This is a genomic window from Thermomonas sp., assembly GCF_035369645.1.
GTDB lineage: Bacteria > Pseudomonadota > Gammaproteobacteria > Xanthomonadales > Xanthomonadaceae > Thermomonas.
Map to the genome: position 1 here is coordinate 15,488 of NZ_DAOOUM010000005.1, position 25,342 is coordinate 40,829.

A 25,342-nucleotide genomic window follows, 5' to 3' on the forward strand; every position below is an offset into this window, starting at 1 on the left:
TGGGGCTCATTGTGAGAGCCGCCAGGTGCTGCACATGCAGCGGGGGAAACGGTGGGGCGTGTTGCGGTGAATCATGACACCAGGTGCAGGATGTCGTTGTAGAAGGCCAGTCCCATCAACCCTGCGATCATTGCAAGTCCAAGGTACTGGCCCACAGCCATGGCCCGCTCGCCCAAGGGACGGCGGATGGTCAGTTCGATAAGGTAATACAGCAAGTGACCCCCGTCCAAGACGGGGATGGGAAGCAGGTTGATCAGTGCCAGACTGACCGATAACAGGGCCAGAAAGTTCAGAAACCACGCCGGCCCGCGCGCGGCAAAATCATTGGCGGCGCGGGCAATGGTAATGGGCCCGGACACGGTATTTTGCACCGAAACCCGGCCAGACACGGCGCGCGCCACCATATTCACGATCTGTTTGGCTTGGTAGCCGGTTTCACGCACGGCGGCAGGCACTGCCGCCAGTGGGCCCAGCCGCAGCACGGCATCGTGCGGTGGCGCGGTAGGGGCGGCATTGGTAATCCCCAAGATCCAGTGCGCTTGTCCATCGTTGCCGGGCATCGATGCTGGCGTCATTTCTAGCGCTAGGCGCTCGCCATCACGCTCGACCTCAATCATGCCGGGGCCACCGCGTTGCCCCAGTTTCGCCACCAGCGGGGCGATATCCTCAAAACTTGCCACCGGGTGGGCATCGATCGCGGTGATGCGGTCGCCTTCGGCCAAGACGCCCCAGGCCGGGCTTGCTTGGCGCACCTTGCCCACCAGGGCCGGCACCAGCAAATGGCGTGGCACCAGTCCGATGGCTGTCAGCGCGTGTAATTCATCCACCGATGTCGGCAGGTTTTGCAGGGGCAGGGTGCGCTGCACGGTGCTGCCATCGGTATGGCGGATTTGCATCACCACCGGCTGCCGATCCAGCGCATCCACGCTCAGCGCCATTACCAGCTCGCTCCAAGTGGGCGTGGCGCGGTCGCCGATGGCCAAGACCTGATCGCCGGCGTGCAGCCCTGCTTGTGCGGCAATCGCAGAGGCGCTGCCCACCACCGGGGCAAAGTCGGGGCGGCCTATCACCAACATCGCCCATAGCAGGGCAAACGCCAGCACCAGGTTGGCCACCGGCCCTGCCGCGACAATCGCAATACGTTGTAGCACCGGCTTGCGATTGAAGGCCTGCGGCAGCAAGTGCGCCGGCACCTCGTCCTCGCGCTCATCCAGCATGCGTACGTAGCCGCCCAGCGGGATCGCGGCGAGCACATATTCCGTGCCGTCTTTGCCGTGGTGCGTCCACAGCGGTTTGCCAAAGCCCACCGAAAACCGCAGTACTTTGACGCCGCAGCGTCGCGCCACCCAAAAATGGCCAAATTCGTGGAAGGTGACCAGTACCCCCAAGGCCACCACAAGCCACCAGATCGAACCGAGCACCGTACTCACGCGTAGCCACCCACGCGGGCGATGTACTGCCGGGCATAGGTGCGTGCGCGCGCGTCCGTCGCCAATAGGGTTTCGATGGTATCAGCGGGTTGCGCGGGCATGGCGTCCAAGGTTGCGGCAACGGTGTCGGGGATGCCCAGAAAACCAAGCCGGCCCTGAAGAAAGGCTGAAACTGCTTCTTCATTGGCGGCATTGAGCACGGCCGGGGCGGTGCCGCCGGCGGTCATCGCGGCATAAGCAAGCGCCAGACACGGGAATGCGTCCACATCCGGCAGTTCAAATTCCAAGCGTCCGCCTTGGGCCAACAGGTCCAATGGCGCAACGCCCGAAGCGATACGCTGCGGCCAACCCAGCCCCACCGCCAGCGCAGTACGCATATCCGGCAAGCCCAATTGGGCCAGGGTGCTGCCATCGACAAAATCCACCAACGAATGCACCAGCGACTGCGGGTGTACCAGCACGCGGATTTGATCGGCGGCGACTGCGAACAGGTGGTGCGCTTCGATGACTTCCAGGCCCTTGTTCATCAAGCTGGCCGAATCCACCGAAATCTTTGGCCCCATCGACCATTTGGGATGGGCTACGGCCTGCGCGGGGGTCACCGCAGCCAAGTGTTCGCGCGTCCAGCCCCGAAATGGCCCACCGGAGGCGGTCAGGGTGATGCGCGCAGCCGGATTGCCGTCGGCTAGGCATTGAAAGATGGCGTTGTGCTCGCTGTCGATCGGCACGATCACCGCGCCGTGCGTGCGTGCGGCTTGCATCAGCAAGTCACCGGCCAGCACCAGTGATTCTTTATTGGCCAATAGCAGGCGCTTGCCGGCGCGCGCGGCAGCCAAAGTCGAGGGCAGGCCGGCAGCACCCACGATGGCGGCCACCACGGTGTCGCACGCAGCACTGGCGACCAAGGCTTGCAATGCAGCGTCGCCCGTATGGGCCTGCGTGTGCAGGCCAGCAGATTGCAGGCCATCGCGCAGTGCCGGGTAGAAGGCGGCATCGGCGATCACCGCGTGCGCGGGCGCATGCGTGCGGCACAGCGCCAGCAAGGCGTCCACCTGACTGCCGGCGGCCAACACACTGGCGCACAGCTGCTGTGGGTGGCGCGCAATCACATCCAGTGCGGACGTGCCAATCGAACCAGTGGCACCCAGAACGGCGACCCGTTGCATCCTCAAAACCCCAGCCAAATCTTGCCCAGCGCGAAGATCGGCAAGGCCGCCAACACGCTATCCACGCGGTCCAGCACGCCGCCGTGACCGGGGATCAAGGTGCCGGAATCTTTCATGCCGGCGTGACGCTTGAGTAGGCTTTCGAACAAGTCCCCGGCCACTGAAAACAGTACGGTGACCGCCGCCACACCGATGATAGCCGGCCATTGCGGGGCCGGTGCACCCAGCAGCCACGCGCCAACAAGCGCCACCAGCATCGCTAGGCCCACACCGCCGGCAAGGCCTTCCAAGGTTTTGTTAGGACTGATGCGCGGGGCCAGTTTGCGCCCGCCAAACCAGCGCCCACCAAAGCTGCGCCCAGTGAAATAGGCACCACTATCGGCGGCCCACACCAGCAGTAAGACCAGCAATAGCCAGCCTGGCCCGTGTGGTGATGCGGCATGCACTACCGCCAGTGCGCACCACGCCGGGATGATGGCGGCGGTACCTGCCACCAATTTGAGGATGCGGGCGTTGCCCTCGATGCGGCTGGAAAAATCAAAATGTTTCAGCCACAGCAATGCCAGCCACCACCACAGCACGCCGAGCACGATGATCAATTGGAATAACGGCAGATTGTGGGTGTGGTGGGATTTCGAGCCCCATACCAACGCCACCATCAACGCCAAATTGCAGGCCAGCAACATGCTGCGAGCGAGCGTGTCTTCCAGCCCGGAAAGCCGCAGCCATTCCCACAGCGCCAATAAAAACACCACAGCACTGACTAGCATTAGCCAGCCGGTAGGCAATAGCAGCACTGCGGCGATGACCGCAGGTGCCATGACCAAGGCAGCCAGAACGCGGGTTTTGGTCATGGCGTGCTCCCGCAAGGCGATTGTTGAAGTTGCGCACTGGTCAGACCAAACCGGCGTTCACGGCGGGCGTAGTCGTCAATCGCGCGTTGCAGTAGGTTGGCATCAACATCGGGCCACAGTGCGTCGGTAAACCACAACTCGGTATAGGCCATCTGCCACAGCAGAAAATTGCTGATGCGCAGTTCGCCACCGGTGCGGATGAATAAATCAGGTGCCGGTAGATCTGCCAGCGCCATGCGTGCAGACAGTGCCGATTCGTCGATCTGTTGCGGCAGCAAGCGGCCAGCGGCCACATCTTGCGCCAAGCTGCGGGCGGCGCGGGCAATGTCTAGACGGCCGCCGTAGCTGGCAGCGATATTCAGATGTAGTTTTTCATTGCCGGCGGTCAGGGTTTCGGCCGCCTGCATACGTGCTTGAATGGCCGGATCAAAACGTTCGCGTTCGCCAATGAAGCGCAGCCGAACACCGAGCCGGTGCAGCTCGTCCACCTCACGCTCCAGCGCGCCCAGGAACAGCCGCATCAAGCCGCCCACTTCTTCGGTTGGGCGGTTCCAGTTTTCGCTGGAAAATGCGAATAAGGTCAGCGCCTCAATCCCGTGTTGCAGGCAAAACTCCACGCAGCGCTTGACCGCTTGCGCACCGGCGCGATGGCCAATGATGCGCGGGCGATGGCGTTGCTGCGCCCAGCGGCCATTGCCATCCATGATGATGGCAAGGTGGCGCGGAAGCGCTGGAGTGGTCGGTGGCATGGGCAGACTCACGTGCCTCAAACCGACATTAACTCCTGTTCTTTGCCTTTGATCACGTCATCCACGTCTTTGATCGCAGCATCGGTGATCTTTTGGATTTCCGCTTCGGTGCGTGCGCTTTCATCTTCGGTGATCTGCTTGTCTTTCAGCAGTTCTTTAACCTGATGATTGGCGTCGCGGCGAATATTGCGCACCGCCACTTTGGCGTCTTCACCTTCGCCATGCACGACTTTGGTCAGGTCACGGCGGCGTTCTTCGGTCAATGCCGGGATATTCAAACGAATGGTGGTGCCGGCGGTGTTGGGGGTCAGCCCCAAGTCCGAGGCAAGGATGGCTTTTTCCACCGCGCCGACCATTTGCTTTTCCCATGGGGTAATGATGATCGAGCGCGCATCGCCCACCGACACGCTGGCCACTTGTGACAGCGGCATGTCTGAGCCGTAGTAATTGACCTTGATGCTATCCACCAGTCCAGTGTTGGCGCGCCCGGTACGCACTTTGACCAGATTGTGCTTGAGCGATTCGATGCTCTTGGCCATACGGGCTTGAGCATCTTTCTTGATTTCGTTCAGCATGGCATCGCTCCGGTCATGATCTGCAAACCGGCGATTATAAGCGGCAAGCGGGGTGGCTGGCGCGCCTCAGCCGCGGCCATGCACCAAGGTGCCTACCCGTTCGCCGTGCAGAATGCGCAACAGAACGCCGGGTTCGGCCATGTCAAAGATGCGCAACGGCAAGCTGGCATCACGGCACAGGGCAAACGCGGCGGTATCCATCACCTGCAAATTGCGCGCGATGACCTCGTCATACGACAAATTGTCGAACTTCACTGCATCTGCAAATTTCTTGGGGTCTTTGTCGTACACGCCGTCCACCTTGGTCGCCTTCAACAGCAAGTCAGCACCGATCTCGATCGCACGCAGTGCCGCACCGGAGTCGGTGGTGAAGAAGGGGTTGCCGGTACCGGCGGCAAAGATGACCAAGCGGCCTTTTTCAAGATGCCGGATGGCGCGCCGACGAATATAGTCCTCGCACACATCATTGATCTTCAGTGCGCTCATCACCCGCGCCTTGCCGCCTTGCTTTTCCAGCGCGTCCTGCATCGCCAGCGCATTGATCACCGTGGCCAGCATGCCCATGTGGTCGCCGGTGACCCGGTCCATGCCGCCTGCTGCCAGCCCGGCACCGCGAAAAATGTTGCCGCCACCAATGACCAGCGCGATCTGCACGCCCGCCGCACTGGCCTCGATGACTTCTTCGGCCAAGCGGCTCAGCACCTTGGGGTCAATGCCGTAATCCTCGTCGCCCATCAATGCCTCGCCGGAGAGTTTCAATAGAACACGGCGATAGGCGAGTTGAGACATGGGGATTCCAGTAGATGAGTGAACACTGCAATTCTAACGGAAAGCCCGCCCCACGACGCTTGCGTAGCACGCGGTTGGGGCCGCGATGGCGCAGTGCAATGCGCATGCGTGCGGGGTCCATTGGCGGGCCGGAAAAAATTTCACGAAAAAAGTTGCACGATCGAAAAACCCTGCGTATGATTGCGGGCTCACAGCGGAGTGGTAGTTCAGTCGGTTAGAATGCTGGCCTGTCACGCCGGAGGTCGCGGGTTCGAGTCCCGTCCACTCCGCCAGTTTGAAGCAAAAGCCTCGCAGCAATGCGGGGCTTTTTGCTGTCTGCAATTCAAGGCATGTGACGGCATGACAAAGATACGGAAACGGATGATGCCGGCGATTGCGCCCGGCCGACGTTATCCCGCGTTAGACTAGGCGGCTACGCCTCAATGCCAGTTTGCCCATGCTGCAGAAACTTCGCGAAAAGACCTCCGGCTGGATTGCAACCGCGATCCTTGGCCTCCTGATTGTTCCCTTCGCCTTTTTCGGCATGGAGTCTTACATGTCGCAACGGGTGGATACCTATGTCGCGCGCATTGCGCAGCCGCCCTCGTGGTGGGCATCGGCACCGCAAGTGTGGCCGATCACCTATCTGTGGAAGATCGATGACATCGATGCCGAAGCCTACAAAGATCGGCTGGAAACCGCGCGCATGCGCATGCGTGCGCAGCAAGGTGAAAACTACGACGCAAAAGCCTTCGAGTCGGTGGACAATAAGCGCAAAATTCTCGACACCTTGATCGACGACCGCTTGATGCAGCTGGCAGTCAAGCGCGACAACATCGTCATCAGTGATGCGCAGGTGGCAGACGCGATCGGCAAGATTCCGGACTTCCAGGTGGACGGTGCGTTCAATAAAGACCGCTACCAGATGTTGCTGTCCACGCAGAACCCACCCATGACCCCGCGTAGCTTTGAAGCAAAGGTGCGCGAAGGTTTGATGGATGAGCTGATTCCTGCGCGAATTGCAAAGTCGGCGTTTGTGACCGATAGCGAGCTGGATCGCCTGATGCGTTTGCTGGGTGAGCGCCGTGATGTCAGTTATGTCACCTTGCCGGCCCCTGCCGCAGATACCGCTGAGGTCACCGCCGCGCAGATAGATGCTTGGTACAAAGGGCATCAAGCGCAGTTCCGCGCACCAGAAACCGTGCGCCTGGAGTACGTGGAAGTGGACGGTAGCAAGCTGCCCGCTCCGGTAGTGGATGAGGCCGCGTTACGCAAGAAGTATCAGGAGCAACTTGCCAAGGCCGCCACCGGCGACAAGCGCGAGGTTTCGCATATCTTGGTTGCGGTCGCAGCGGATGCCAGCGATGCGGTGAAGAAAGCTGCAGAAGCCAAGGCCAAGCAATTGGCCGAGATGGCGCGTGCGCCGGGTGCGGATTTTGCGACGCTGGCCAAAACCAATTCGGATGACACCGGCTCCAAGGATAAGGGCGGCGATCTGGGCTGGTTGTCCAAGGGCGGCATGCCAGGCACGTTTGACGATGCCGCGTTTGCGATGCAGGCCGGTGAGGTGCGTGGCCCGATCAAGAGCGATTTTGGTTGGCATGTGATTAAGGTCAACCAGATTCAGCAGGGCACGCAGCGTTCGTTCGAGGACATGCGTGCGGAGTTGGAAAAAGAGGTGCAGCAAGGTGGCCGTGAGCAAGCCTTCAATGACTTGACCGGCAAGCTGGTGGATGCGGTGTACAAAAACCCGACGTCGCTGGAACCGGCAGCCAAGGCGATGGGGCTTGTAGTGCAAACCACGCCTGCGTTCACCCATGCCGGTGGCCCGGGCATTGCGGCAGACCCCAAAGTGCTGCGTGCTGCGTTCTCGGACACGTTGATGCAAGACGGCACTGCCAGCGATCCCATCGAAATTGGCCCCGAACACACCGTGCTGATTCGCGTGATTGCACATGAGCCCGAGCGGGTGATGCCGCTGGCGCAAGTGCGCGATGCCGTGGTGGCAGCGATCCATGCAGATCGCCAGCGCAAAGCGGCCGACACTGCCGCCGACGCACTGCTGAAGGCTGCTCAAGCCAAGGGCTTGGCGGTGGCCGCACAGGCAGCGGGTCTGAGCGTGTCCGATGCCAACGATTTGTTGCGCCGTAGTCCGCTACCGTCGGCCGAGGCGGTACAGGCCTTCTTCGATTTGCCGCGCCCGCGTGGTGGCAGCGTGTCGGCAGGCAAGGCCATGATTGGCGGAACCTACATGGTGTTTGCCCTGCGTGCCGTGCGCGACGGTGATCTTGCGCAAGTGACGCCGCAAGAGCGCACCCAGCTCCGCCAACAGGTATCGCAAGGCACTGGCATGCAGGCGCAAGAAGCGTTTGTGCGCGCCGCGCGTGCGCATTACGACATCAAGGTGGCCGAAGATCGGCTGTAATCGGTAGTGCTGTCTTGAAACAAATACGCCCGGGCATCCCGGGCGTTTTGTTGTGAGGCCTGCGGCGGAATCGTCAGTCGATCCCGCTCATGCCCATGATGTTGTAGCCGGCATCGACATAGGTCACTTCACCGGTAATACCGTTGGCCAGATCCGAGCACAAAAAGGCAGCGGCATTGCCTACGTCTTCAATCGTCACCACCCGACGCAGTGGCGCGGCGGCTTCAAATTGGCTGAGCATTTTGCGGAAATTGGCCACGCCGCTGGCGGCCAAGGTGCGGATTGGCCCGGCCGAAATCGCATTCACGCGGGTGCCTTCCGGGCCCAGCGCCATCGCCATGTAGCGCACCGTGGCTTCCAGCGAGGCCTTGGCCACCCCCATCGTGTTGTAGTTGGCCAGTGCGCGTTCGGCACCAAGGTAAGAAAGCGTGAGGATGCTGCCATTACGGCCTTTCATCAGCGGGCGCGCAGCTTTGCCCAATGCGGCCAGCGAATAGGCGCTGATGTCGTGGGCGATATGGTAGCGCTCGCGGTTGATGCCATCCAGAAAATCGCCTTCGATCGCTTCGCGCGGGGCAAACGCGATGCAATGCACGAGGATGTCGAAACCGTCACCCCAGTGCGTGCCCAACTCGGCAAAACAATGGTCGATCTGGGCGTCGTCAGCCACATCCAGCGGCAACACAATCTTGCTGCCGTACTCGGCGGCGGCGTCTTCCACCCGCGACTTCAGCTTTTCATTCTGGTAAGTCAGCGCCAATTCCGCGCCTTCGCGATGAAAGGCGTCAGCAATGCCGGTGGCGATGGAGCGCTGACTGGCGATGCCGGTGATCAGCGCGCGCTTGCCTTGCAAAAATCCCATGGTGTCTCCTTGAATATGCGCGTGGGGCGCTTCGAGCGAATGCTCTAGTGTGCCTTGTGTGAACACTGGCGGCCAGTGCATTGGCTTAATTTCGAACGTCGTCTTTCCAGGCGCGTAAGGCGGCAAACACGGCGATGTCATCGCGCAATGACCGGCCAGCATGGGCTTGCGCGGCGGCGTGCACGGCAGCGGTAGCGCAGCGCAAAAAGGGGTTGCAGGCAAGCTCGCTTGCCAAGTGCACGGGCAAACTGGGCTGTCCGGCGGCGCGCAAATCATCCACTTGGCTGGCGCGCGCTTGCAGCGCAGGGTTGTGCGGATCCACCGTTCGTGCGAAAGCGGCGTTGGCTTGCGTGTATTCGTGCGCGCAGCACACGCGGGTGTCCGCCGGCAGCGCGGCCAATCGCATCAACGTGGTGTGCATTTGTGCGGGCGTGCCTTCAAACAGTCGCCCGCAGCCCAGACTGAACAAGGTGTCGCCGCAAAACAGCAGGCCTTCGCCGACATACGCCACATGGCTGCGGGTATGTCCGGGCACCGCCATGACTGCAAACCGCCAAGAGCCAATGGCGAGCGTGTCGCCATCCTCAACGCGATGACTGGCGCGGTCGATGCGTGCTTCGTGCGGAGCAAACACGGGTGTGTCTGGCCACCGCGCCAGTAACGCCGGCAGCCCCCCGATATGGTCGCCATGATGGTGGGTGATGCAGATGGCCAGTGGCGGCGGGTCACCCTCTAGCGCAGCAAATACCGGGGCGGCATCGCCGGGATCAACAATCAGCGCACGGCCGGCGGCATCGCGCAGCAGCCAGATGTAGTTGTCGTCGAAAGCAGCAAGCGCACGCAGCTCCATTTGTCCAGCCGTGACGGCGCGCGAGCTTTCGCGCAGAATCACCACCATGCCGCCACCCCGTTTCCCGCGTCAATCCCAACCTGCATCGGCCGACGCCTGGTTTGCCAGCATGGCCGGGCAGGTGCTGCTGGTCAGTGAGGCCGATTGCGTGCGCATTGCTCAACAGCAATGGCCGGGCCAGCCGCAGCTATGGTTGGGCGCGTGCGCCAACCTGATGCCAGCCGAAACCAGTACATCGGCACTCTTGCTGCGACTGCATGGCGCGAATGAAGCTGCTTTGGCAGGGGATTTGCGTTGCCGCTTGCCCTTGCCCATCGTCAGTGAGTCCTGCGCCTGCGTGGTGCTACAGCATGTGCTGGATGCGAGCCCGCAGGCAACCGAATTACTGCACGAATGCACGCGCATTTTGCTGCCGGGTGGCAGCGTGTGGTTACTGGCGCTCAACCCACTGTCGCCGTTTCGTTTGCGCTGGCAAGGGCAAGGCCTGACTGCCGCCGAGCCAATCACATGGCGGCGACGCCTGCGTGCTGCGGGTTTGAGCCCAGAACCCATTTCGCAAGGTCTGGGCCCCGCGTGGGGTTTGGCCCCGGTGGTGGACGTACAAGAAGGCGCGGGACTGCGCGCGGCGTTTCTGTTGCGTGCGCACAAGCGCCGAGTGCCGGCCACCCCCCGGCGCGCGCCAAGTGTGCTCGGCTGGCAGCCGGGGGCTACCGCATGACTGTGGCACGCAAGCAGGTGGATATTCATACCGATGGTGCATGTCTGGGCAACCCTGGCCCGGGGGGGTGGGGGGTGTTGCTGCACTGGCGTGGGGTTGAGCGCGAGCTCTCCGGTGGCGAAGCCGATACCACCAATAACCGCATGGAGTTGATGGCGGCCATCGCCGCGTTGGAATCTTTGCGCGAGCCGTGCACGGTGGTGCTGCACACCGATTCGCAATATGTGCGGCAAGGTATCTTGGAGTGGATGGCAGCGTGGATACGCCGCGGTTGGAAAACCGCAGGCGGTGCCCCGGTCAAAAATCGTGACTTGTGGGAGCGCCTGCACGCCGCCGCCGCCAGGCATCACGTGGATTGGCGTTGGGTCAAAGGCCATAGTGGCGACCCGGGCAATGAGCGTGTGGATCAGTTGGCGCGCGCGCAGGCATTGAAATTCAAGGAGTACGCGGGCTGATGCGGCAAATTATTTTGGATACCGAAACCACTGGTCTGGAGTGGCGCAAAGGCAATCGCGTGGTCGAAATTGGCTGCGTGGAGCTTTGGGAGCGGCGGCCGACCGGGCGCACCTTCCACTACTACCTCAACCCCGATCGTGAGTTTGAAGCCGGGGCGCAGGAAGTCACTGGCTTGAGTCTGGATTTCTTGGCCGACAAACCACGCTTTGCCGAAATTGCCGAGGAATTTTTGGCGTTTATTGACGGTGCCGAGTTAGTCATTCACAACGCGGCGTTTGACCTTGGGTTTTTGGATGCCGAACTTGCGCGTCTGGATGGGCTGGGTAAAGTGCTGGATCGCTGCACGGTGGAGGACACCTTGTTGCTGGCCCGCAAGCGTTATCCCGGGCAGCGCAACTCGCTGGATGCACTGTGCAAGCGGTTGGGGGTGGATAACTCACAGCGGCAATTGCACGGCGCATTGCTGGATGCGCAAATTCTGCTGGATGTGTATCTGGCGTTGACTTCGGGCCAAGGCGAAATTGGCTTTGCAAGCCAGCCTATTGCCGCGCCGGCGGAACGCATCGACGTCAGCTTGTCGGTGACCGCGAGTGCAGTGCGACCAAGCGTGCGGATATTGCCGGATGAAGCGCAGTTGCATGCTGAACGATTGGCCGGGTTGCAGAAAAAATCCGGGCGTTGCCTTTGGCTGGCCCTTGAGGCAGCAGTCGAAAGTGGCGATTGAGCCCACGCGTCAAACCGCGCAGACCGGCCTCAGTGGCGGCGCACCAGCACCACGGTGACATTGTCGGAGCCGCCGCCGTCCAACGCCGCCGCCACCAAGCCATCCACGCATTCTTGCGCACTGCACTCGCTATGCGCCAGTACGCGCGCAATATGACGGTCGTCCACTTCTTCGGTCAGGCCATCGCTGCACAGCAATAGCTGCATGCCGGCGCGCAACTCGCCGCTGAGGGTTTCCACATTCAATTGCTCGGGAGCGGTCACCCCCAAGGCTTGGGTGACCACATTGCGGTGTGGGTGACTGCGTGCTTGCGCGGCGCTGATCGCGCCTTGGGCGATAAGTTCTTGCACATAGCTGTGGTCGTGTGAAATCTGGGTCAGCGCCCCATCGCGCCACAGGTACACCCGGCTATCACCAACCCAAGCCACTTCAAACCGATTGCCATACACACGTGCCGCCACCACCGTGGTGCCCATCGGCAGGCTGTCGCCACGGCGTTTGGAGCAGCGGATGATTTCTTCATCGGCCACCTTGATGGCGTGACTTAAATCACTGCCGGCGCGGACTTGATTGACGATGATCTCGCGCGCCATGGCGGCCGCAACTTCGCCGTATTCGTGGCCACCCATGCCATCGGCCACCAGCCACAGGCCCAGCTCGCTATCGCCGTAGTAGGTGTCCTCGTTCAGCTCACGACGCAGGCCGACATGGGTCAAGTGTCCGAATTCGATCATGCAGGCGGCATTCGTCCGGGGTTTATGGGAGTAACGCAAGGGTGCGATGAAACCGGACGAGGAAGCGCGGTAGCGACGCATCATGCGTGGCAGCTTACCGTGCGACCCCTGCCGGAAGTGGGGGCAACGCGGATGCAGTTCACGAAATAGATAGACGAATAAGCATGAAAAAACCCCCTTGCGGGGGTATTTTCATAACTGGCGGAGAGGGAGGGATTCGAACCCTCGGTAGGCTATAAACCTACGCCTGATTTCGAGTCAGGTACATTCAACCGCTCTGCCACCTCTCCGGAAGTGGGCCGTAGATGATACCGGGCCTGCTGGCGGGCGGCAAGCCGGCTACACTGGCAGCCCCATTTTGGCTTGGTGTTCCGATGTCTGAAATTCTTGTTCCCGTGTCGTTTGGCGAATTGCTGGACAAGCTTGCCATCCTGCAAATCAAGTCCGAACGCATGTCTGACCCGGCCAAATTGGCCAATGTGCGCAATGAATTACAGGCATTGGAGAGCACGTGGCTGGCGCATCCGGCCTCGGCGCAGGACATCACCGCCTTGCGCGCGGCGCTGAAAGCCGTCAACGAGCGCTTGTGGGTGATCGAGGACGATATCCGCTTAAAAGAAAAAGCGCAGGCGTTTGATGCCGAATTCGTCAAATTGGCACGCAGTGTCTATTTCGAGAATGACGTGCGCGCACGGGTGAAAAAGGACATCAACCTTGCGTTGGGGTCGGCCTATGTCGAAGAAAAATCGTATCAAGACTATGGGAACGGGCAGGGTGCCTGATCAGGCGGCATCGCTGCGGTAGCGCTCAAACGCAGCGATGGCCGCATCCACGGTGACCAGATCCATCACGCCGTCGGCTTCGATCTTGGTGCCCCACCGGAGTGCCGACGCGGGCTTGCCGTGATATTTCTGCGCGGCCTCGTCATAGCGGTTCACGCAATAGCGGCGGTCGGAATACGGGCCGCTGCGGTCGGGGTTGGTGGCGGCGTGCAGGCCCAGCACTTTGGTGCCCATCGCATTGGCGATGTGCATCGGGCCGGAGTCTGGCGTCACCAACAAGTCGGCGCGGGCCAGCAGCGCTGGCAGTTGTTTCAACGTGTCTTTGCCAATCAAGTCCAGAACGCCATGGCGGGCCTGCGTCGCGGCCAGAATTGCGTCGCCGGTGCTGCGCTCCAATGCGCTGCGGCCACCGCACAGCACCACCCGCCAGCCTTGGGTGATAGCGTGGTCGGCCAGTGCCGCGTAGCGTTCCGCGCGCCAGTTGCGTAGCACATGACTTGAGCAGGGCGAGATCATCAGTGTGTTGCGGCCGTCGTCGTCCCATTGCGCATGTGCCCAAGCATGCGCCTCACTGGGTACCGGCAGTTGCCACACCACGCGCTGGCGCTGCAGGCCCAGGGGTTCGCAAAAGCTGCCGATGGCATCCAATACATGCTGGCCGGGACGGCTGGCGATGCGCTCGCCAATCACAAGGCCGTGACCCTCCTTGCTGCGGGCAGTGTCATAGCCGATGCGGCGGCGCGCCGGGATAAATGCGGACAGCAGGTTGGCGCGTGCGGATACCTGGAGTTGCAGCAGGGCATCGAAGTGTTGACCCAATTCCCGGCGCAGGGCGAGCATGCCACGGACACCGCTACGCTTGTCATATTCAACAAAGCGCACGCCTTGCAGGCCGTAGAGCAGGCGCTGCTCGGCCTTGCCGATCACCCAGCTGATGGTCGCGTCAGGCCAGGCTTCGCGCAGGGTGTGCAGCAGCGGCAGCACATGGGTGACATCGCCCAATGCCGATAGGCGCAGCAGGCATAGGGAACGTGGGGCTTCGATTGTTTGCACGTATTGCTACACTCATAGGGATGACAGGATTTGACGCCAACGAACATTTACTACCGTTCCGCGATGGGCCCGGCTACGGTGCGATTTTGTTCGACCGCACCCAGGTACGGCAACCCGACCCGCAATGGTTTGACCCTGCGTATTGGGGAGATGCGGCGCAAGTGGTGGGCGAGGGCGGGCGTGGCGGCGCGTGGTTTATTGATTTTGGCGAAGGTGATGCGTTCTTGCGGCACTATTTACGCGGTGGTCTGGTTGCCAAGCTTAGCCACGATGCGCATTTGTGGCGCGGTATCCAGCATGTGCGCAGTTTTGCCGAATTTCGCCTATTACGCGTCTTGCGCAACAAAAAATTACCGGTGCCGATGCCGTTTGCGGCGTGGTATCGGCGTGAAGGCTTGCATTATCGGGCTGCCATTTTGATGCAGCGCTTACCCGATGTGCACTCGTTGGGTGCGCTGGCCGCTGACGAGCAGGCGCCGTGGGCGGCAGCCGGCGAGTTGGTGGCGCGTTTTCACCGCACGGGGCTGGATCATGCCGACCTCAATGCGCACAACATTTTGTTTGATGTGGCGGGACAGGGCTGGATGATCGACTTCGATCGCTCGCGCTTGCGGATTCCCGCAACGGCTTGGCGTGAGGCGAATCTACTGCGCTTGCAGCGCTCGTTGCGCAAGCTGGCAGGGCGGCACAGCATTGCCCGTGTGGATGCGGAGTTTGGGTTGTTGCGCGCGGCGTATCAGCAGGCGTGGGATCGCGGGTATTGAATTGCGGATATTGAAAAGGCGGCCCGCATAAGGCGATGGCCCCGCCGGCTGACCTCGGCGCCCGCATCAGTCGATACCGTTGCTGCCTTCCGGCCCTGGCGGGATTTTCAACCTAGCGTCGCGAGGGGCCGACGGGGCCACCATAGAAATGTTGACTGGGTGTGCTGCCCAGCCAAACGTCGCTGAAAAACGAGGCGCAAGTTTACATGCTTTGCGCAACAAAATCCCCGTGCTCTGGAAGTTTTGTGCTGCGACTGCGCCCAATGCCGTGTGATCAATGCCCGCGCATGCGTCCAAACAAGCCGGTGGGTTTGGACGGGGTGGCAGGTGGCGGGGAGGCGTCATGTGCCAGTTCGGCATAGCCTGTTGCCAAATTGGCATTGATGAAGGCGATGACTTCCTCGACCGAAACACCACTGGCCGTGGCCACATCTTCGACGCTGGCAGGCCCTTTCATCATCACCGTGGCGATGCGGAAATGTTTGGGATATTCGCGCTCGGTCTGCGGCCATTTTTTCAAGATGTATTTGCCATCAATAGCCGCACCCGACAACAGGCCACCTAGCCACTGCAAACGCAGCAACGGCTGCGCTGCCCCCAGTTTGGCGGCTTCGGCATCCCAAGCAGCATTATCGGGCAGGCTGAAGTCAGCCTCGGATAATTCCCCTTCAAAGCAGGCAATCAGTGGTTTGAGCGTGGCAGAACCGTGCCAAATTGCTTTGCCAACATCGATCAGCAGCGGTGGATGGCCATCCCGTTGCAGGCGGACGCGCTTGGGCAAGCTATGGATATTCAGCCAATGATGCAGAGTGCGCACCAATGGCGGTGCTGGTGGGGCCGGTTCTGGCTCTGGAGCGAAAATGGGTGCCGGCTCCGGAACCGGATCTGCAGCCGGCGTGGCTACCGGCGCGGCTATCGTCGGCCCGGGTGAAGCGCTGACCGGTGCTGCCGCTGGTGCTGTGCTTGCAGGTTCTGCCAGCGGCACTGGTTGCAGTGGGATGTCGCCAGCGATTTCACTCAGTAGGACGACGAGGTCATTGGCATTGATGGGGTGTGGCAGGCGATAGTCGGTTTGCTGGCGATCCGCCGAGGACAAGCCGATTACCTTGCGGCCTAGCGAGTGCAGGCGCAGCCAGCTCATCGGCCCATATAGGCTGTCCATGTCGATCAGGACGTAGTCGGCGCTGTCGCCATCGACCAAGGTCCAGTGATGCCCGGTTTCGGCATTGGCTACTTTGAAGGCCGCCTGTACTTCGGCCTCCGTCTTGCGATCCATTCCGGTCGTACCCAACGTCAGCGCCATCGTCTTTTCCTGTGACTCCCCTGGGGGAGTGTTGACAAACCGAGGCTCTACGTCAATGGCAAGTTGTCACGTTTTGTTGCGCGTGTGCCTAGAAGGCACCCATCGGAGTGCGGCGAGGGTGCTTGGGCAGCTGTGCTGTTAGAAAGGCCATTTGATCTGCCAAGATGTTGCGATTGGATAGGATCAGGTGTTCGACCCAACTGGGCCGATAGGGAATCGCCAGCAGCGGCATCCCGGCTTGCTGCGGTGTGCGGCTGCCCTTGCGCGAGTTGCAGTGTACGCAGGCGGTGACGACGTTTTCCCACACATCGCGGCCACCTTTGGATACCGGTTGCACATGGTCGCGGGTCAATGCATGACGAGAATAGCTGCGGCCGCAATACAAGCAGAGCTGCTGATCGCGGGCAAACAAGGCCGGGTTGGTCAGCGCCGGGGTAGGGGTGATGGCACTTGGGCGAACATGGCCACGCGCGGCGATGATGGGATGTAACAGGACTTGGCTGCGCTGGCCGCTGTCACGATTGATCCCGCCATGCACGGCAAGGCAAGGGCTGCCCAATGTCCATGCCACCGCATTGCGCGCATACAAACAGGTTGCGTCTTGCCAGCTGAGCCAATCCAGCGCGCGGCCATGCGCATCCAAGCCAAGCAAGCGCACGCCACCGGGAAAGAGAAGATTAGGGAGTAGTTGACCGTCCGCAACAGGTGCTGCGGATTCACGGCCTAGATGCACCGGGCGGGTATGCGCTCTATCGGTCTCCATCGGGAAACCAGCTTATACGCCTTTCTTGGCAGCCGTGTGAAACGTCCGATTGTCAGTGTTGCCCCGGATCAGCACGGCGCATCCGGGGCAAAGGCCTTAATCGCCGAAACCTGCATCCGGCAAGGCCATCAATGACGCAGCACCGGCTTCAATCGCGGCTTTGTGCGCCAGTGTGCGCGGCAGCATACGGGTGAAGTAGAAACGCGCGGTGTCGCGTTTGGCATCCTTGAACGCCTGAGATTTTCCGGAAGCATTGGCGGCGGCCACGCTGCGCGCCCACCAGTAGGCCAGCACCACGTAGCCGGAATAGAACAGGTAGTCGGTGCTGGCGGCACCCAATTCGTCCGGGTTGCTGGCGGCGCGGGTGACGGTGGCGATGGTCAACTTGCCCCATTCCATGCATTTGTCGCGCAGTGGTGCAATGAATTCGGCCAGCGCAGCATCGCCTTCATGTTGTTTGGCGAAGGCTTCTACATCGGCCAAAAATAGCTTCAAACCAGCGCCTTGGGTGGCGGCGGTTTTGCGGCCGATCAAATCCAGGGCTTGGATGCCGGTGGTGCCTTCGTACAGCGTGGTGATGCGGGCATCGCGGGCGTATTGCTCCATGCCGTGTTCTTTGATGTAGCCGTGGCCGCCAAAGCACTGCAAGGCGTTGTAGGTGTTTTCAATGCTCCATTCGGTCAAGCAGGCTTTGGAGATTGGGGTGAGGAAGCTGACCAGAGTATGCGCACGTTCGCGTTCACCCGGGTCGGTGGCGTGTTCGGCCACATCCAGCAGTGAATAGGCGTGTAGCGACAACAGCCGGCCACCTTCCACCAGCGATTTTTGCGACAGCAACATGCGGCGCACGTCGGGCTGCACGATCAGCGGGTCGGCCGGCTTGTCGGGGCACTTCGGGCCGGTGAGTGAACGCGATTGCAGGCGTTCACGGGCATAGCGCAGTGCATTTTGATAGGCGCGTTCGGACAGGCCCAAGCCTTGCACACCCACACCCAGGCGGGCCGAGTTCATCATCACAAACATCGCTTGCAAGCCCTTGTGCGGCTCGCCCAGCAGATAGCCTTCGGCACCATCGAAATTCATCACGCAGGTGGCGGAACCATGAATGCCCATCTTGTGTTCGATCGCGCCACAACGCACCGCATTGCGCGTGCCCACGCTGCCGTCGCGGGCCACCTTGAACTTGGGCACCACAAACAGCGAAATGCCTTTTGCTCCGGCCGGCGCATCCGGCAGTTTGGCCAGCACCAGATGGACGATATTGGGCACCAAGTCGTGCTCGCCGGCGGTAATGAAGATCTTGGTGCCGGTGACGGCATAGGTGCCATCGGCCTGCGGCTCGGCGCGGGTTTTGAGCAGGCCGAGGTCGGTGCCGCAATGCGACTCGGTCAGGCACATAGTGCCGGTCCATTGGCCGGCCACCAGCGGCTTCAGAAATACGTCTTGCTGCCACGCTTCGCCATAGGTTTCCAGCGCTTTGACTGCGCCGTGGCTGAGCATCGGGAAGTTACCCCAGGCCAAGTTGGCGGCATCCACCAGTTCGGTCAGCACTCCGCCCAGTAGCGCGGGCATGCCTTGGCCACCGTGTTCGGGGGCATTGGTCAGGCCGGTCCAGCCGCCCTCCACAAAGGTGTCGAAGGCGTGCTTGAAGCCGGGCGGCGGGGTGACATCGCCGCTGGCTTTGTCGAAGCTGCAACCGATTTCGTCGCCAATTTTGTTGAGCGGGGCCAGCACGGTTTCGGCAAAGCGCGCGGCTTCGTCCAGCACCGCATCGGCCAGCTCGCGGTTGACCTCGGCAAAGCCAAGCTTGGCGCAATGCGCTTCTGCATCCAGCACGTCGTAGAGGGCAAAGCGCAGGTCGTCGAGGGGGGCTTTGTAGATGCTCATGACGTGTGTCCGTGCAGATGCAGGCCGGCGATCGGCCCGCTGAAATTCCAGCGTACTACTGCGTATGTTGAGCGAAAGCTCTAGACGCGATGAACAATCAGCGTAGCGCGCCGGGTAGCCCGGGCACCGGTGACAACGCGCTGTCGCGCTTGATGTCGTAGGTCTTTGGTTTGCCGTCCAGCGGCGCGGCATCGACGGTGCCGCTCAAGGTGTAGCTAAGGCCGCGGCCATCAGCCAATGCGCTGGCGATACGCGCGCGCCCGGCTGGCAGCGGGTTGATGGTGGCGTTGACGACATCGGCCGATTCGGGGCCAACTTCCAGCCTTGGCTGCAAATCCAGCCGCGCGGCGTTGCCGTTATCAAACACGATGCCCAAGGCGGTTTTGTCAAAACGCATCGCCACGCTGCTGTAATTTTGCAGGCGCAATTGCACATCCCAACCGCCATCGGCGCGCACGGTGACTTGTTGCAGGCTGGCGGTAGGCTCAGAGATACGCCGCACCGGCCCACTGCTGCAAGCGGTGAACAACAGCGCGAGAACTGCAATGCTGGCAAACCGAAAACTCATGCGCGAACTCCGAGGGGAATCTGGCAAGCATACCCGTCGAGCAGCTCCGCCATCAGAAGCCTTGGTCATTAGCAACTGGCAATTCGCGGATATACAGATCCTTTGCGGCGATGTAGGCCTCGGCGAAGCGGTAGGCCTCGCGGCCCATGGCGATGCGCGCGTCTTGGCTGAGCGGCTGGCTGCCATTGGCGTGCACCAGTTGCGCGAATAAATTGAGGGCGATGTCGTGGATGTCCATGGCGGGCTTGATCGAAAGTTGAGAGAGTGATGCGGGCGAACATACACCCGGGCGCGTGCGCAGGCGAGTGGCGCGGGTTGGCATCAGGCCAGTGCGTGCTGGTGTGCCGCGCGTTGCCAGTCGCGCCAGCCTTTCACGGCCAGCAGTACGAAACCGCTATAGAGCAACGCGGTGACGTGCAGATCTTTGTGCAGATACATGCCGATATAGACCACATCCACCGCGATCCACATCCACCATGCGGCGATATGGCGGCGGTTTTGCCACCACTGACCGACCAGACTGAACGCGGTCAGGAAGGCATCCAGCCACGGCAATGCCGCGTTGGTAAAGCTGTGCATGGTGATACCCAATGCAAATCCACCGGCAAGGCCAAGCAGCAAATGCAGCCCCGCCGTGCGCGGGGCGAGTGCGGCGATGCGGACGTGGCCGGTGCTGTCCAGGTGGCGCAGCCAGCGTAGCCAGCCGCTGATCAGCATCGCCACATACGCGCATTGCAGCAGCACGTCCGAGTACAACCGGGCTTCGATAAACACCCAGATGTACACCGAGATCGACGCCAGCCCCACCGGGTAGCACCACGGGCTGCGCCGCGTGGTCAGCCACACCGCGCTGGCGCTGAGGCAGGCGGCGACGATCTCGTGCACTGGCATTACAGTGCAACCTGCACGGTCAGCCACACGGTACGCGGCGCGCCGGGGAACAGATAGCTATCGCCGTCGGAGCTGCCGGTGTCGCGCCAGTAGGCATGGTTGAACAGATTGTCCACGCCCAATTGTGTGGTCAATGTGTGCTGCTGCCATTCACTGCGCCAACGTAGGCCGGCATCGAACACGTCATACGCGGCGGCACGCACCTGCCCGCTGGGGGTGGCGGGGTTGGACGATGCGTGCCGCCAGCCGCCGAGTACCGACAGGTGTGGCAACAGGCGATAGTCCAGATGCACGCTGCTGCGCAGAGCTGGCACGTTGGCGACTTGGTGGCCTTCATACGCCGGCGTGCCGGTGCCCTGCGCGCGGGCGCGAATCAGCGCCACGCTGGCATTGGCTTGTAGCGTGTCGGTGATGCGGCCATTGGCCGACAGTTCCAGTCCACTGTGCACTTCATCGCCGTGTTGGACGAAGGTGTAGCCGGCGCTGCTGGCGTCGGGTTGGGCAAATTGGTAAGGCTGGCGGATGCGGAACAATGACGCGCCCAGATCCAGTGCATCGTGCCAGCGATATTTCACCCCGGCTTCCAGCTGACGCGACAGGCGTGGGGTTAAAAATTCGCCGTCGTTGCTGGTCCAAAAGGGGGCTTCCTTGCCCAGTGACATGCCTTCGCTGGCACTGAAATAGGTCGTGAGTGCGGCACTGGGCTGCCAGAGCAGGGCCAGTTGCGGCAGGGTTTTATTGATGCGGGTGGTGCGCACCAATTTCCCGGAGCTTTTCCATGCGCGTTCGTGCAGACGCACCGCACTGGCACCGGCGAGCAGTTGCCAGTGTTCGCCCAGTTGCACGCGATCGAGTGCAAACAGCGAACGCTGCCAGCCGTCGTAGCGCAGCACCGGATTACCGGGTTGGTTGGGCGACGGCGCGAATACGGGCGGTGTGGGCATAGCAATATTGCCGGTGCCCACGTAGTCGTACACATACGGGCGGCGCGTAATGCTGCGGTGGAAGCTACTGACGCCCACACTCAGCGCGTGACGCACACTGCCATCACCCAGTTGACCCTCCAATACCGCACGGGCTTGATCGGACACGCGGGTATCGTCGGGGCTGCGGTAATCGTAAATGTCGTAATCGCCATTGGGCGCAAAGAAGTTGCCGGGCACATTGCCACTGGCGCATTGCGCGGCGTAGTAGCAGCCGTAGGCGAAGGTCACGTTGTCGTCGATCACGCTGCGGCTGCGGCCGGCGCTCAGGTGCAAACGCCAGTCATCGTTGAAGGCATGCTGCAAGCGCGCGCTGACATTGCTGGCGTGAATGCGCACCGGCTGTTGCCACGGTTGGTAGCCGAGTAATTTTTTTGGGTCGGGCGTGCTGGGCAGCACGCTGCCACCCAAGAGCATGTAACCCGATGCCGAACGCTGCGCGCTGCTTTGGTAATTGCTATCCCATTCCAGCGTGGTGGCATCGGACATTTTCCAGTCGGCGGCCAACGCGATGAAGCCGCGTCGCCCATCGGCATGTTGCACGTAAGAATGCGCGTTATCCCATGCTAGGTTGGCGCGCAGGCCAACATTGGGACGCAACCACGTGCCGACATCCAACGCGGCATAGCGCGAGCCACGCGCATCGGTGCCCAAGGTCAGCGTGCGCACTTCGGCCGGGCGTTTGCTGATGAAATTCACCACGCCACCGGGCTCGATCACGCCGGCATTCAATCCCGCCAAGCCCTTGAGGACTTCCACCTGTTGCTTGTCTTCCAGCGCGATGATTTGCTCGCCGGTGGTGGCCAAGCCATTGCTGCGGTAACCGCTACCCAAATCCAGCGGATAACCACGGATGGCGATGTTTTGGTAGTAGCCCACCGGCGCGTAATTGTCGCCCAGTGCGGCATCTTCGCGCGCCAGCTCGGACAAAGTACGGATGCGGTGATCCTCGATTTGCGCGCGGTCAATGATGCTGACGGTGGCGGGGGTATCGTGCAGTGCGGCCTTGCCCCATGCATTGCTGCCGGTATCGCGCGGGGCGTCTTTGGCATCGGCGATGACCTGCACCGTGGCCAGTTTGGTGATCTTGGTGCTGGCATCGGTGGTGGTGTGCGTATCGGCCGGCGCAGCGGTGGCCAACAGGGGCAGCAGGGCAAGCAGCAGCGGGGTGGGAGAAAGCGTCATCGTCGGGCATCGTCTGGGGAAAGGGACGAAGCGACGGCGAGCGGGTGATGCCATTGGCACCCACATGCCCGTAGGCATGTGCACGGCCATGCACAAAGCATCGCCAGACGGCTCGAATCAAGCTCCCTACGCCGGTGCAAACCGGATCAGGTTCCAAGGGACTCTCTCAGCCCAGCAACGCCAGGCACCCCCGCTTCATGGCGCGCATTGAACCACAGTGTGCGGCGATGGGCCAGTGCAATGCGCTCAGTGGGCAGCGCGAATCGCCGCCAGCATGGCCTGCCCCGGCGCAGTGTCAAACCATGCGGCATGGCCTAGAAAAAAACCGCGCCAAGCCAGTTCTGCATCGGCGGCATGGCCGGTGATGGCGTGGAAGTACTCCACTTCAGACAGCGCAAAATCCAGATGCACCAGCGGCAATACCTCGGCCAACAGGTGACGTTGTGCGAGCGATAACGGCAACACGTCGGCATAGCCTGCGATCAGTGCGCGGGCGGTATCGGGGAAGATTGCGTGCATGCCATCTTCCAGCCGAAGCCATGCAATCGCGTTGCGCTCGATCGCGGTGGCCAAGTCGAATAGCGCAAATGTGGGCGCGCACAGGCCGAAGTCGAGAATGGTGCTGATCTCGGAGTTGCTGGCACGGGTTTGCCAACACAGATTGGATGCATGCCAGTCGCCATGTGTCCACAGGCGTGGCTGGGTGAGCAATTGAGGGTACAAGGCGCGATGGCGCGGCACTAGTGTGGTGACCTCGTGCTGCCAATTGCGCTGGCGTAAAAAGTCCGCCAATGCGGGGCGCTGTTGGCATTGGGCATGGATGCCGGCCAGCATATCTGCGCTGCGCAGGAGGGTGTCGTTGGCAATAAGAATATGGATGCTGCGCGCCGGTGCGTTGTAGTCGGCGGCGGCTTGATGCAAGCGCGCCAACATGCGGCCGGCACTGTGCGCATGCGCCAGATCACGCAAGGGTGTCCACGATGGGCAATCGCGGTACATATCCACACCGGCGGCCAACGCATGCACCTCGTACGTCCAATCGCCGCGCACGATTGCGGTGTGACCTGCAGCATCGGCAAACACCTGCGGCACCGGCAGTGCATGTTGGCGCAAATGGGCGATGAAAGCGTGTTCTTCGCACAGAGCGGCGGCTGTGCGCAGGCGGTGGTGATGCCGCTTCACAAATACCTCGCCGATGTGCGTTTGCACGCGCGCTGCGGCTGAAAACGGGCGCGGGCTGTGCCAGCGCAAGGCAACCGGGCCTTGCAGTTGCGGGAATCTGTCCAGCACGGCCTGTACTTCGGCCACATCCAACGCGGGCCAATCTGGCACCACGGCGTCGCCGTGCCACCCGTGACTGCGATGGGTGCGGGTGCTCACGCGCGCATCAGGTGGTGGCGGACAGCAGCAGGGCGGCTTCTTCGCGCAGTTGCTGCACGCAGGTCTCCACATGTGCACGGCGGGTGCGGAAGCTGAGGACGCAGATGCGGCCCAAGAACCGCTCGCCCACTTGCGCGCCGGTCAGCATCACTTGCCCACGCGCGGTGACCCGCGCCATCAGTGCGCGGGTAGCCGCGTTTTGTGCGTCCAGCGTGGCCAGTGCCGGGCTTTGCAAATGGAAGGCCAGCAGCGACAGTTGCGGTGCGGCATCCAGCACAAAGCCAGGTGTCTGCGCCAGTTGTTCGGCGGCCCAAACGGCCAAGTCGCGCTTTTCGGTGAGGGCGGCGCGGTAACGGGCTTCGCCAAAAAACTTCAACGCGAGCCACACGCGCAGGCCGGGATAACCGCGTGAGAGTTCGGGGCCGTATTGCGCCGGGTCGTAAAACTCGCCCTGATTGTCGGGCAGGTAGCCGGCGCTGGACGCATGCAGGGCGCGCAGTGCTTCACCATTGCGCACCAACAGTGCGCCGGTGCCATACGGCAAGAACAAGCCCTTGTGCGGGTCTAACGTCAGCGAGTCTGCACGCGGCAAACCTTCCAGCAGCGGGCGCAGCGCGGGCACCATGTGGAAGCAACCGCCATACGCGCCATCGACGTGGTGCCACAGGCCTTCACGTGCGGCCACATCGGCAATGGCATCCAGCGGATCCACGGCACCGGTATTGGTGGTGCCGGCGGTGGAAAACACCATGAACGGGGTTAGGCCGGCGGCGCGATCGTCCGCAATCGCGGCGTCTAACATGTCCACCCGCATGCGGTAGTGGGCATCCACCGCGATCGTGCGCACGCGATCATGCGCAATGCCGGCAAGTTTTGCGGCTTTGACGATGCAATGGTGCGATTGCGAGGACACGTACAAGGTGCCGTTGCGGATATGGGTACCCAATAATGTTTCCCGCGCGCAGGCGATTGCGTTGAACATCGCCATCGAGCCACCGGTGGTGAACAACCCACGCGCGCTGTCAGGAAATTGCATCCATTGCCGCAGCCAGTGCAACGCATTGGCTTCCAACTGCACCAAGGCCGGTGCCGCTTGCCAGATACCGGTGTAGCGGTTGGCGGCATCGGCGATAAAACTGGCCAGCGCCGCCGGAAACACGCCGCCACCGGGAATGTAGGCCATGTAGCCGGGGCCGGGGGTGCCAAACGAGCGCGGGATCCAATCGTTGAACAGCGGGTCGAGCAAGTTGGGCAATGCGCTGCCGTGCTCGGGTGCATCTTCACGCAAGCTGCGGCAGAGGTCTTCGATGCCAGCGTAATCCCCGCAACTGGGCGCATCGCCTAGCTCGGCCAAATGCTGCACCAGCCGTGCCAGCACGTCTTCACCCATCGCCTGCATGTGTGCGGGGGATAGCTCAAGGTTGGCGAGGTCGGCATCGTTCGAATGCATGATGGTGTGGACCCGTGGTTTT

25 protein-coding genes, 2 tRNA genes, 1 other RNA gene and 1 riboswitch are annotated in these 25,342 nt (G+C 61.7%); of the genes, 7 read left to right on the forward strand and 21 right to left on the reverse strand.

Annotated features, from left to right (window positions below; all coding sequences use genetic code 11):
* Positions 1-71: 71 nt before the first annotated feature.
* From rseP to pyrH, 6 genes are all read right to left on the reverse strand, one after another.
* Positions 72-1,430 carry an RIP metalloprotease RseP gene (gene rseP / locus PK789_RS01720; protein WP_324306605.1) on the reverse strand — a complete coding sequence of 453 codons (1,359 nt, stop codon included), beginning with the start codon at positions 1,428-1,430 and terminating at the stop codon, positions 72-74.
* A complete protein-coding gene (dxr, locus tag PK789_RS01725) occupies positions 1,427-2,596 on the reverse strand; it encodes a 1-deoxy-D-xylulose-5-phosphate reductoisomerase (protein ID WP_503011865.1) in 1,170 nt (389 codons plus the stop codon). Before dxr ends, rseP begins: the two co-directional genes overlap by 4 nt.
* 2 nt (positions 2,597-2,598) lie before the next feature.
* Positions 2,599-3,450: a phosphatidate cytidylyltransferase gene (locus PK789_RS01730; protein WP_324306607.1), complete on the reverse strand. Its 852-nt coding sequence runs from the start codon at positions 3,448-3,450 to the stop codon at positions 2,599-2,601.
* On the reverse strand, positions 3,447-4,199 hold the full coding sequence (gene uppS / locus PK789_RS01735) for a polyprenyl diphosphate synthase (RefSeq protein ID WP_324306608.1): 753 nt from the start codon (positions 4,197-4,199) through the stop codon (positions 3,447-3,449). The genes PK789_RS01730 and uppS overlap by 4 nt, the downstream gene beginning before the upstream one ends.
* Positions 4,200-4,216: 17 nt before the next feature.
* On the reverse strand, positions 4,217-4,774 hold the full coding sequence (frr, locus tag PK789_RS01740) for a ribosome recycling factor (protein ID WP_324306609.1): 558 nt from the start codon (positions 4,772-4,774) through the stop codon (positions 4,217-4,219).
* Between the two features lie 66 nt (positions 4,775-4,840).
* On the reverse strand, positions 4,841-5,563 hold the full coding sequence (pyrH, locus tag PK789_RS01745) for a UMP kinase (protein ID WP_324306610.1): 723 nt from the start codon (positions 5,561-5,563) through the stop codon (positions 4,841-4,843).
* Between the two features lie 195 nt (positions 5,564-5,758).
* Here pyrH and PK789_RS01750 point away from each other — a divergent pair.
* Positions 5,759-5,835 (forward strand) — tRNA-Asp (locus tag PK789_RS01750).
* A gap of 164 nt (positions 5,836-5,999) precedes the next feature.
* On the forward strand, positions 6,000-7,967 hold the full coding sequence (locus PK789_RS01755; RefSeq protein ID WP_324306611.1) for a SurA N-terminal domain-containing protein: 1,968 nt from the start codon (positions 6,000-6,002) through the stop codon (positions 7,965-7,967).
* Positions 7,968-8,040: 73 nt separating this feature from the next.
* Here PK789_RS01755 and PK789_RS01760 read toward each other — a convergent pair whose 3' ends face one another.
* Together PK789_RS01760 and gloB are read right to left on the reverse strand one after the other, a co-directional pair.
* Complete coding sequence (locus PK789_RS01760) at positions 8,041-8,829, reverse strand: enoyl-ACP reductase FabI (RefSeq protein ID WP_324306612.1); 789 nt, start codon at positions 8,827-8,829, stop codon at positions 8,041-8,043.
* Positions 8,830-8,914: 85 nt separating this feature from the next.
* On the reverse strand, positions 8,915-9,679 hold the full coding sequence (gene gloB / locus PK789_RS01765; protein ID WP_324306658.1) for a hydroxyacylglutathione hydrolase: 765 nt from the start codon (positions 9,677-9,679) through the stop codon (positions 8,915-8,917).
* A gap of 46 nt (positions 9,680-9,725) precedes the next feature.
* Here gloB and PK789_RS01770 point away from each other — a divergent pair, with 46 nt between their 5' ends.
* Genes PK789_RS01770 through dnaQ form a run of 3 tightly spaced genes read left to right on the forward strand, consistent with a single transcriptional unit; the run spans position 9,726 to position 11,577 of the window.
* Entirely contained in the window at positions 9,726-10,397 is a 672-nt protein-coding gene (locus PK789_RS01770; protein ID WP_324306613.1) for a hypothetical protein, read from the forward strand.
* A complete protein-coding gene (rnhA, locus tag PK789_RS01775; RefSeq protein WP_324306614.1) occupies positions 10,394-10,852 on the forward strand; it encodes a ribonuclease HI in 459 nt (152 codons plus the stop codon). Before PK789_RS01770 ends, rnhA begins: the two co-directional genes overlap by 4 nt.
* Positions 10,852-11,577 carry a DNA polymerase III subunit epsilon gene (gene dnaQ / locus PK789_RS01780; RefSeq protein WP_324306615.1) on the forward strand — a complete coding sequence of 242 codons (726 nt, stop codon included), beginning with the start codon at positions 10,852-10,854 and terminating at the stop codon, positions 11,575-11,577. The genes rnhA and dnaQ overlap by 1 nt, the downstream gene beginning before the upstream one ends.
* A 29-nt stretch (positions 11,578-11,606) precedes the next feature.
* Here the strand turns inward: dnaQ and PK789_RS01785 are convergent, their stop codons facing one another.
* Together PK789_RS01785 and PK789_RS01790 are read right to left on the reverse strand one after the other, a co-directional pair.
* On the reverse strand, positions 11,607-12,311 hold the full coding sequence (locus PK789_RS01785; RefSeq protein WP_324306616.1) for a PP2C family protein-serine/threonine phosphatase: 705 nt from the start codon (positions 12,309-12,311) through the stop codon (positions 11,607-11,609).
* Between the two features lie 199 nt (positions 12,312-12,510).
* A tRNA-Ser gene (locus PK789_RS01790) sits at positions 12,511-12,601 on the reverse strand.
* A gap of 84 nt (positions 12,602-12,685) precedes the next feature.
* Here PK789_RS01790 and PK789_RS01795 point away from each other — a divergent pair.
* Positions 12,686-13,093, forward strand: a complete 408-nt coding sequence (locus tag PK789_RS01795; protein ID WP_324306617.1) for a hypothetical protein — start codon at positions 12,686-12,688, stop codon at positions 13,091-13,093.
* Here PK789_RS01795 and PK789_RS01800 read toward each other — a convergent pair whose 3' ends face one another.
* Positions 13,094-14,137, reverse strand: coding sequence for a glycosyltransferase family 9 protein (locus PK789_RS01800; RefSeq protein ID WP_324306659.1), 1,044 nt, complete (start codon positions 14,135-14,137; stop codon positions 13,094-13,096).
* Between the two features lie 29 nt (positions 14,138-14,166).
* On the opposite strand from PK789_RS01800, the gene PK789_RS01805 reads away from it, so the two are divergent.
* Complete coding sequence (locus PK789_RS01805) at positions 14,167-14,910, forward strand: 3-deoxy-D-manno-octulosonic acid kinase (RefSeq protein ID WP_324306618.1); 744 nt, start codon at positions 14,167-14,169, stop codon at positions 14,908-14,910.
* Positions 14,911-14,948: 38 nt separating this feature from the next.
* Here PK789_RS01805 and ffs read toward each other — a convergent pair.
* The 10 genes from ffs to PK789_RS01855 form a co-directional block, all read right to left on the reverse strand.
* An RNA gene (ffs, locus tag PK789_RS01810) (signal recognition particle sRNA small type) lies at positions 14,949-15,045 on the reverse strand.
* Positions 15,046-15,184: 139 nt separating this feature from the next.
* The gene (locus tag PK789_RS01815; protein ID WP_324306619.1) at positions 15,185-16,213 is read right to left on the reverse strand and encodes a hypothetical protein; all 1,029 of its coding nucleotides are present in this window, start codon (positions 16,211-16,213) and stop codon (positions 15,185-15,187) included.
* An 88-nt stretch (positions 16,214-16,301) separates the two neighbouring features.
* The gene (locus PK789_RS01820) at positions 16,302-16,976 is read right to left on the reverse strand and encodes an HNH endonuclease (RefSeq protein ID WP_503011866.1); all 675 of its coding nucleotides are present in this window, start codon (positions 16,974-16,976) and stop codon (positions 16,302-16,304) included.
* A gap of 96 nt (positions 16,977-17,072) precedes the next feature.
* Entirely contained in the window at positions 17,073-18,863 is a 1,791-nt protein-coding gene (locus PK789_RS01825; RefSeq protein WP_324306620.1) for an acyl-CoA dehydrogenase C-terminal domain-containing protein, read from the reverse strand.
* A 97-nt stretch (positions 18,864-18,960) separates the two neighbouring features.
* Positions 18,961-19,431 (reverse strand): hypothetical protein, encoded by a 471-nt coding sequence (locus PK789_RS01830; protein WP_324306621.1) that lies wholly within the window; start codon positions 19,429-19,431, stop codon positions 18,961-18,963.
* A gap of 52 nt (positions 19,432-19,483) precedes the next feature.
* Complete coding sequence (locus PK789_RS01835; protein WP_324306622.1) at positions 19,484-19,753, reverse strand: hypothetical protein; 270 nt, start codon at positions 19,751-19,753, stop codon at positions 19,484-19,486.
* A complete protein-coding gene (gene pnuC, locus PK789_RS01840; protein WP_324306623.1) occupies positions 19,753-20,322 on the reverse strand; it encodes a nicotinamide riboside transporter PnuC in 570 nt (189 codons plus the stop codon). The genes PK789_RS01835 and pnuC overlap by 1 nt, the downstream gene beginning before the upstream one ends.
* The gene (locus PK789_RS01845) at positions 20,322-22,490 is read right to left on the reverse strand and encodes a TonB-dependent siderophore receptor (RefSeq protein ID WP_324306624.1); all 2,169 of its coding nucleotides are present in this window, start codon (positions 22,488-22,490) and stop codon (positions 20,322-20,324) included. The genes pnuC and PK789_RS01845 overlap by 1 nt, the downstream gene beginning before the upstream one ends.
* A gap of 106 nt (positions 22,491-22,596) precedes the next feature.
* Positions 22,597-22,692, reverse strand: a riboswitch (TPP riboswitch).
* A gap of 44 nt (positions 22,693-22,736) precedes the next feature.
* Positions 22,737-23,870 carry a phosphotransferase enzyme family protein gene (locus PK789_RS01850; RefSeq protein ID WP_324306625.1) on the reverse strand — a complete coding sequence of 378 codons (1,134 nt, stop codon included), beginning with the start codon at positions 23,868-23,870 and terminating at the stop codon, positions 22,737-22,739.
* 7 nt (positions 23,871-23,877) lie between these two features.
* A complete protein-coding gene (locus tag PK789_RS01855) occupies positions 23,878-25,320 on the reverse strand; it encodes a pyridoxal phosphate-dependent decarboxylase family protein (RefSeq protein WP_324306626.1) in 1,443 nt (480 codons plus the stop codon).
* Positions 25,321-25,342: the final 22 nt, after the last annotated feature.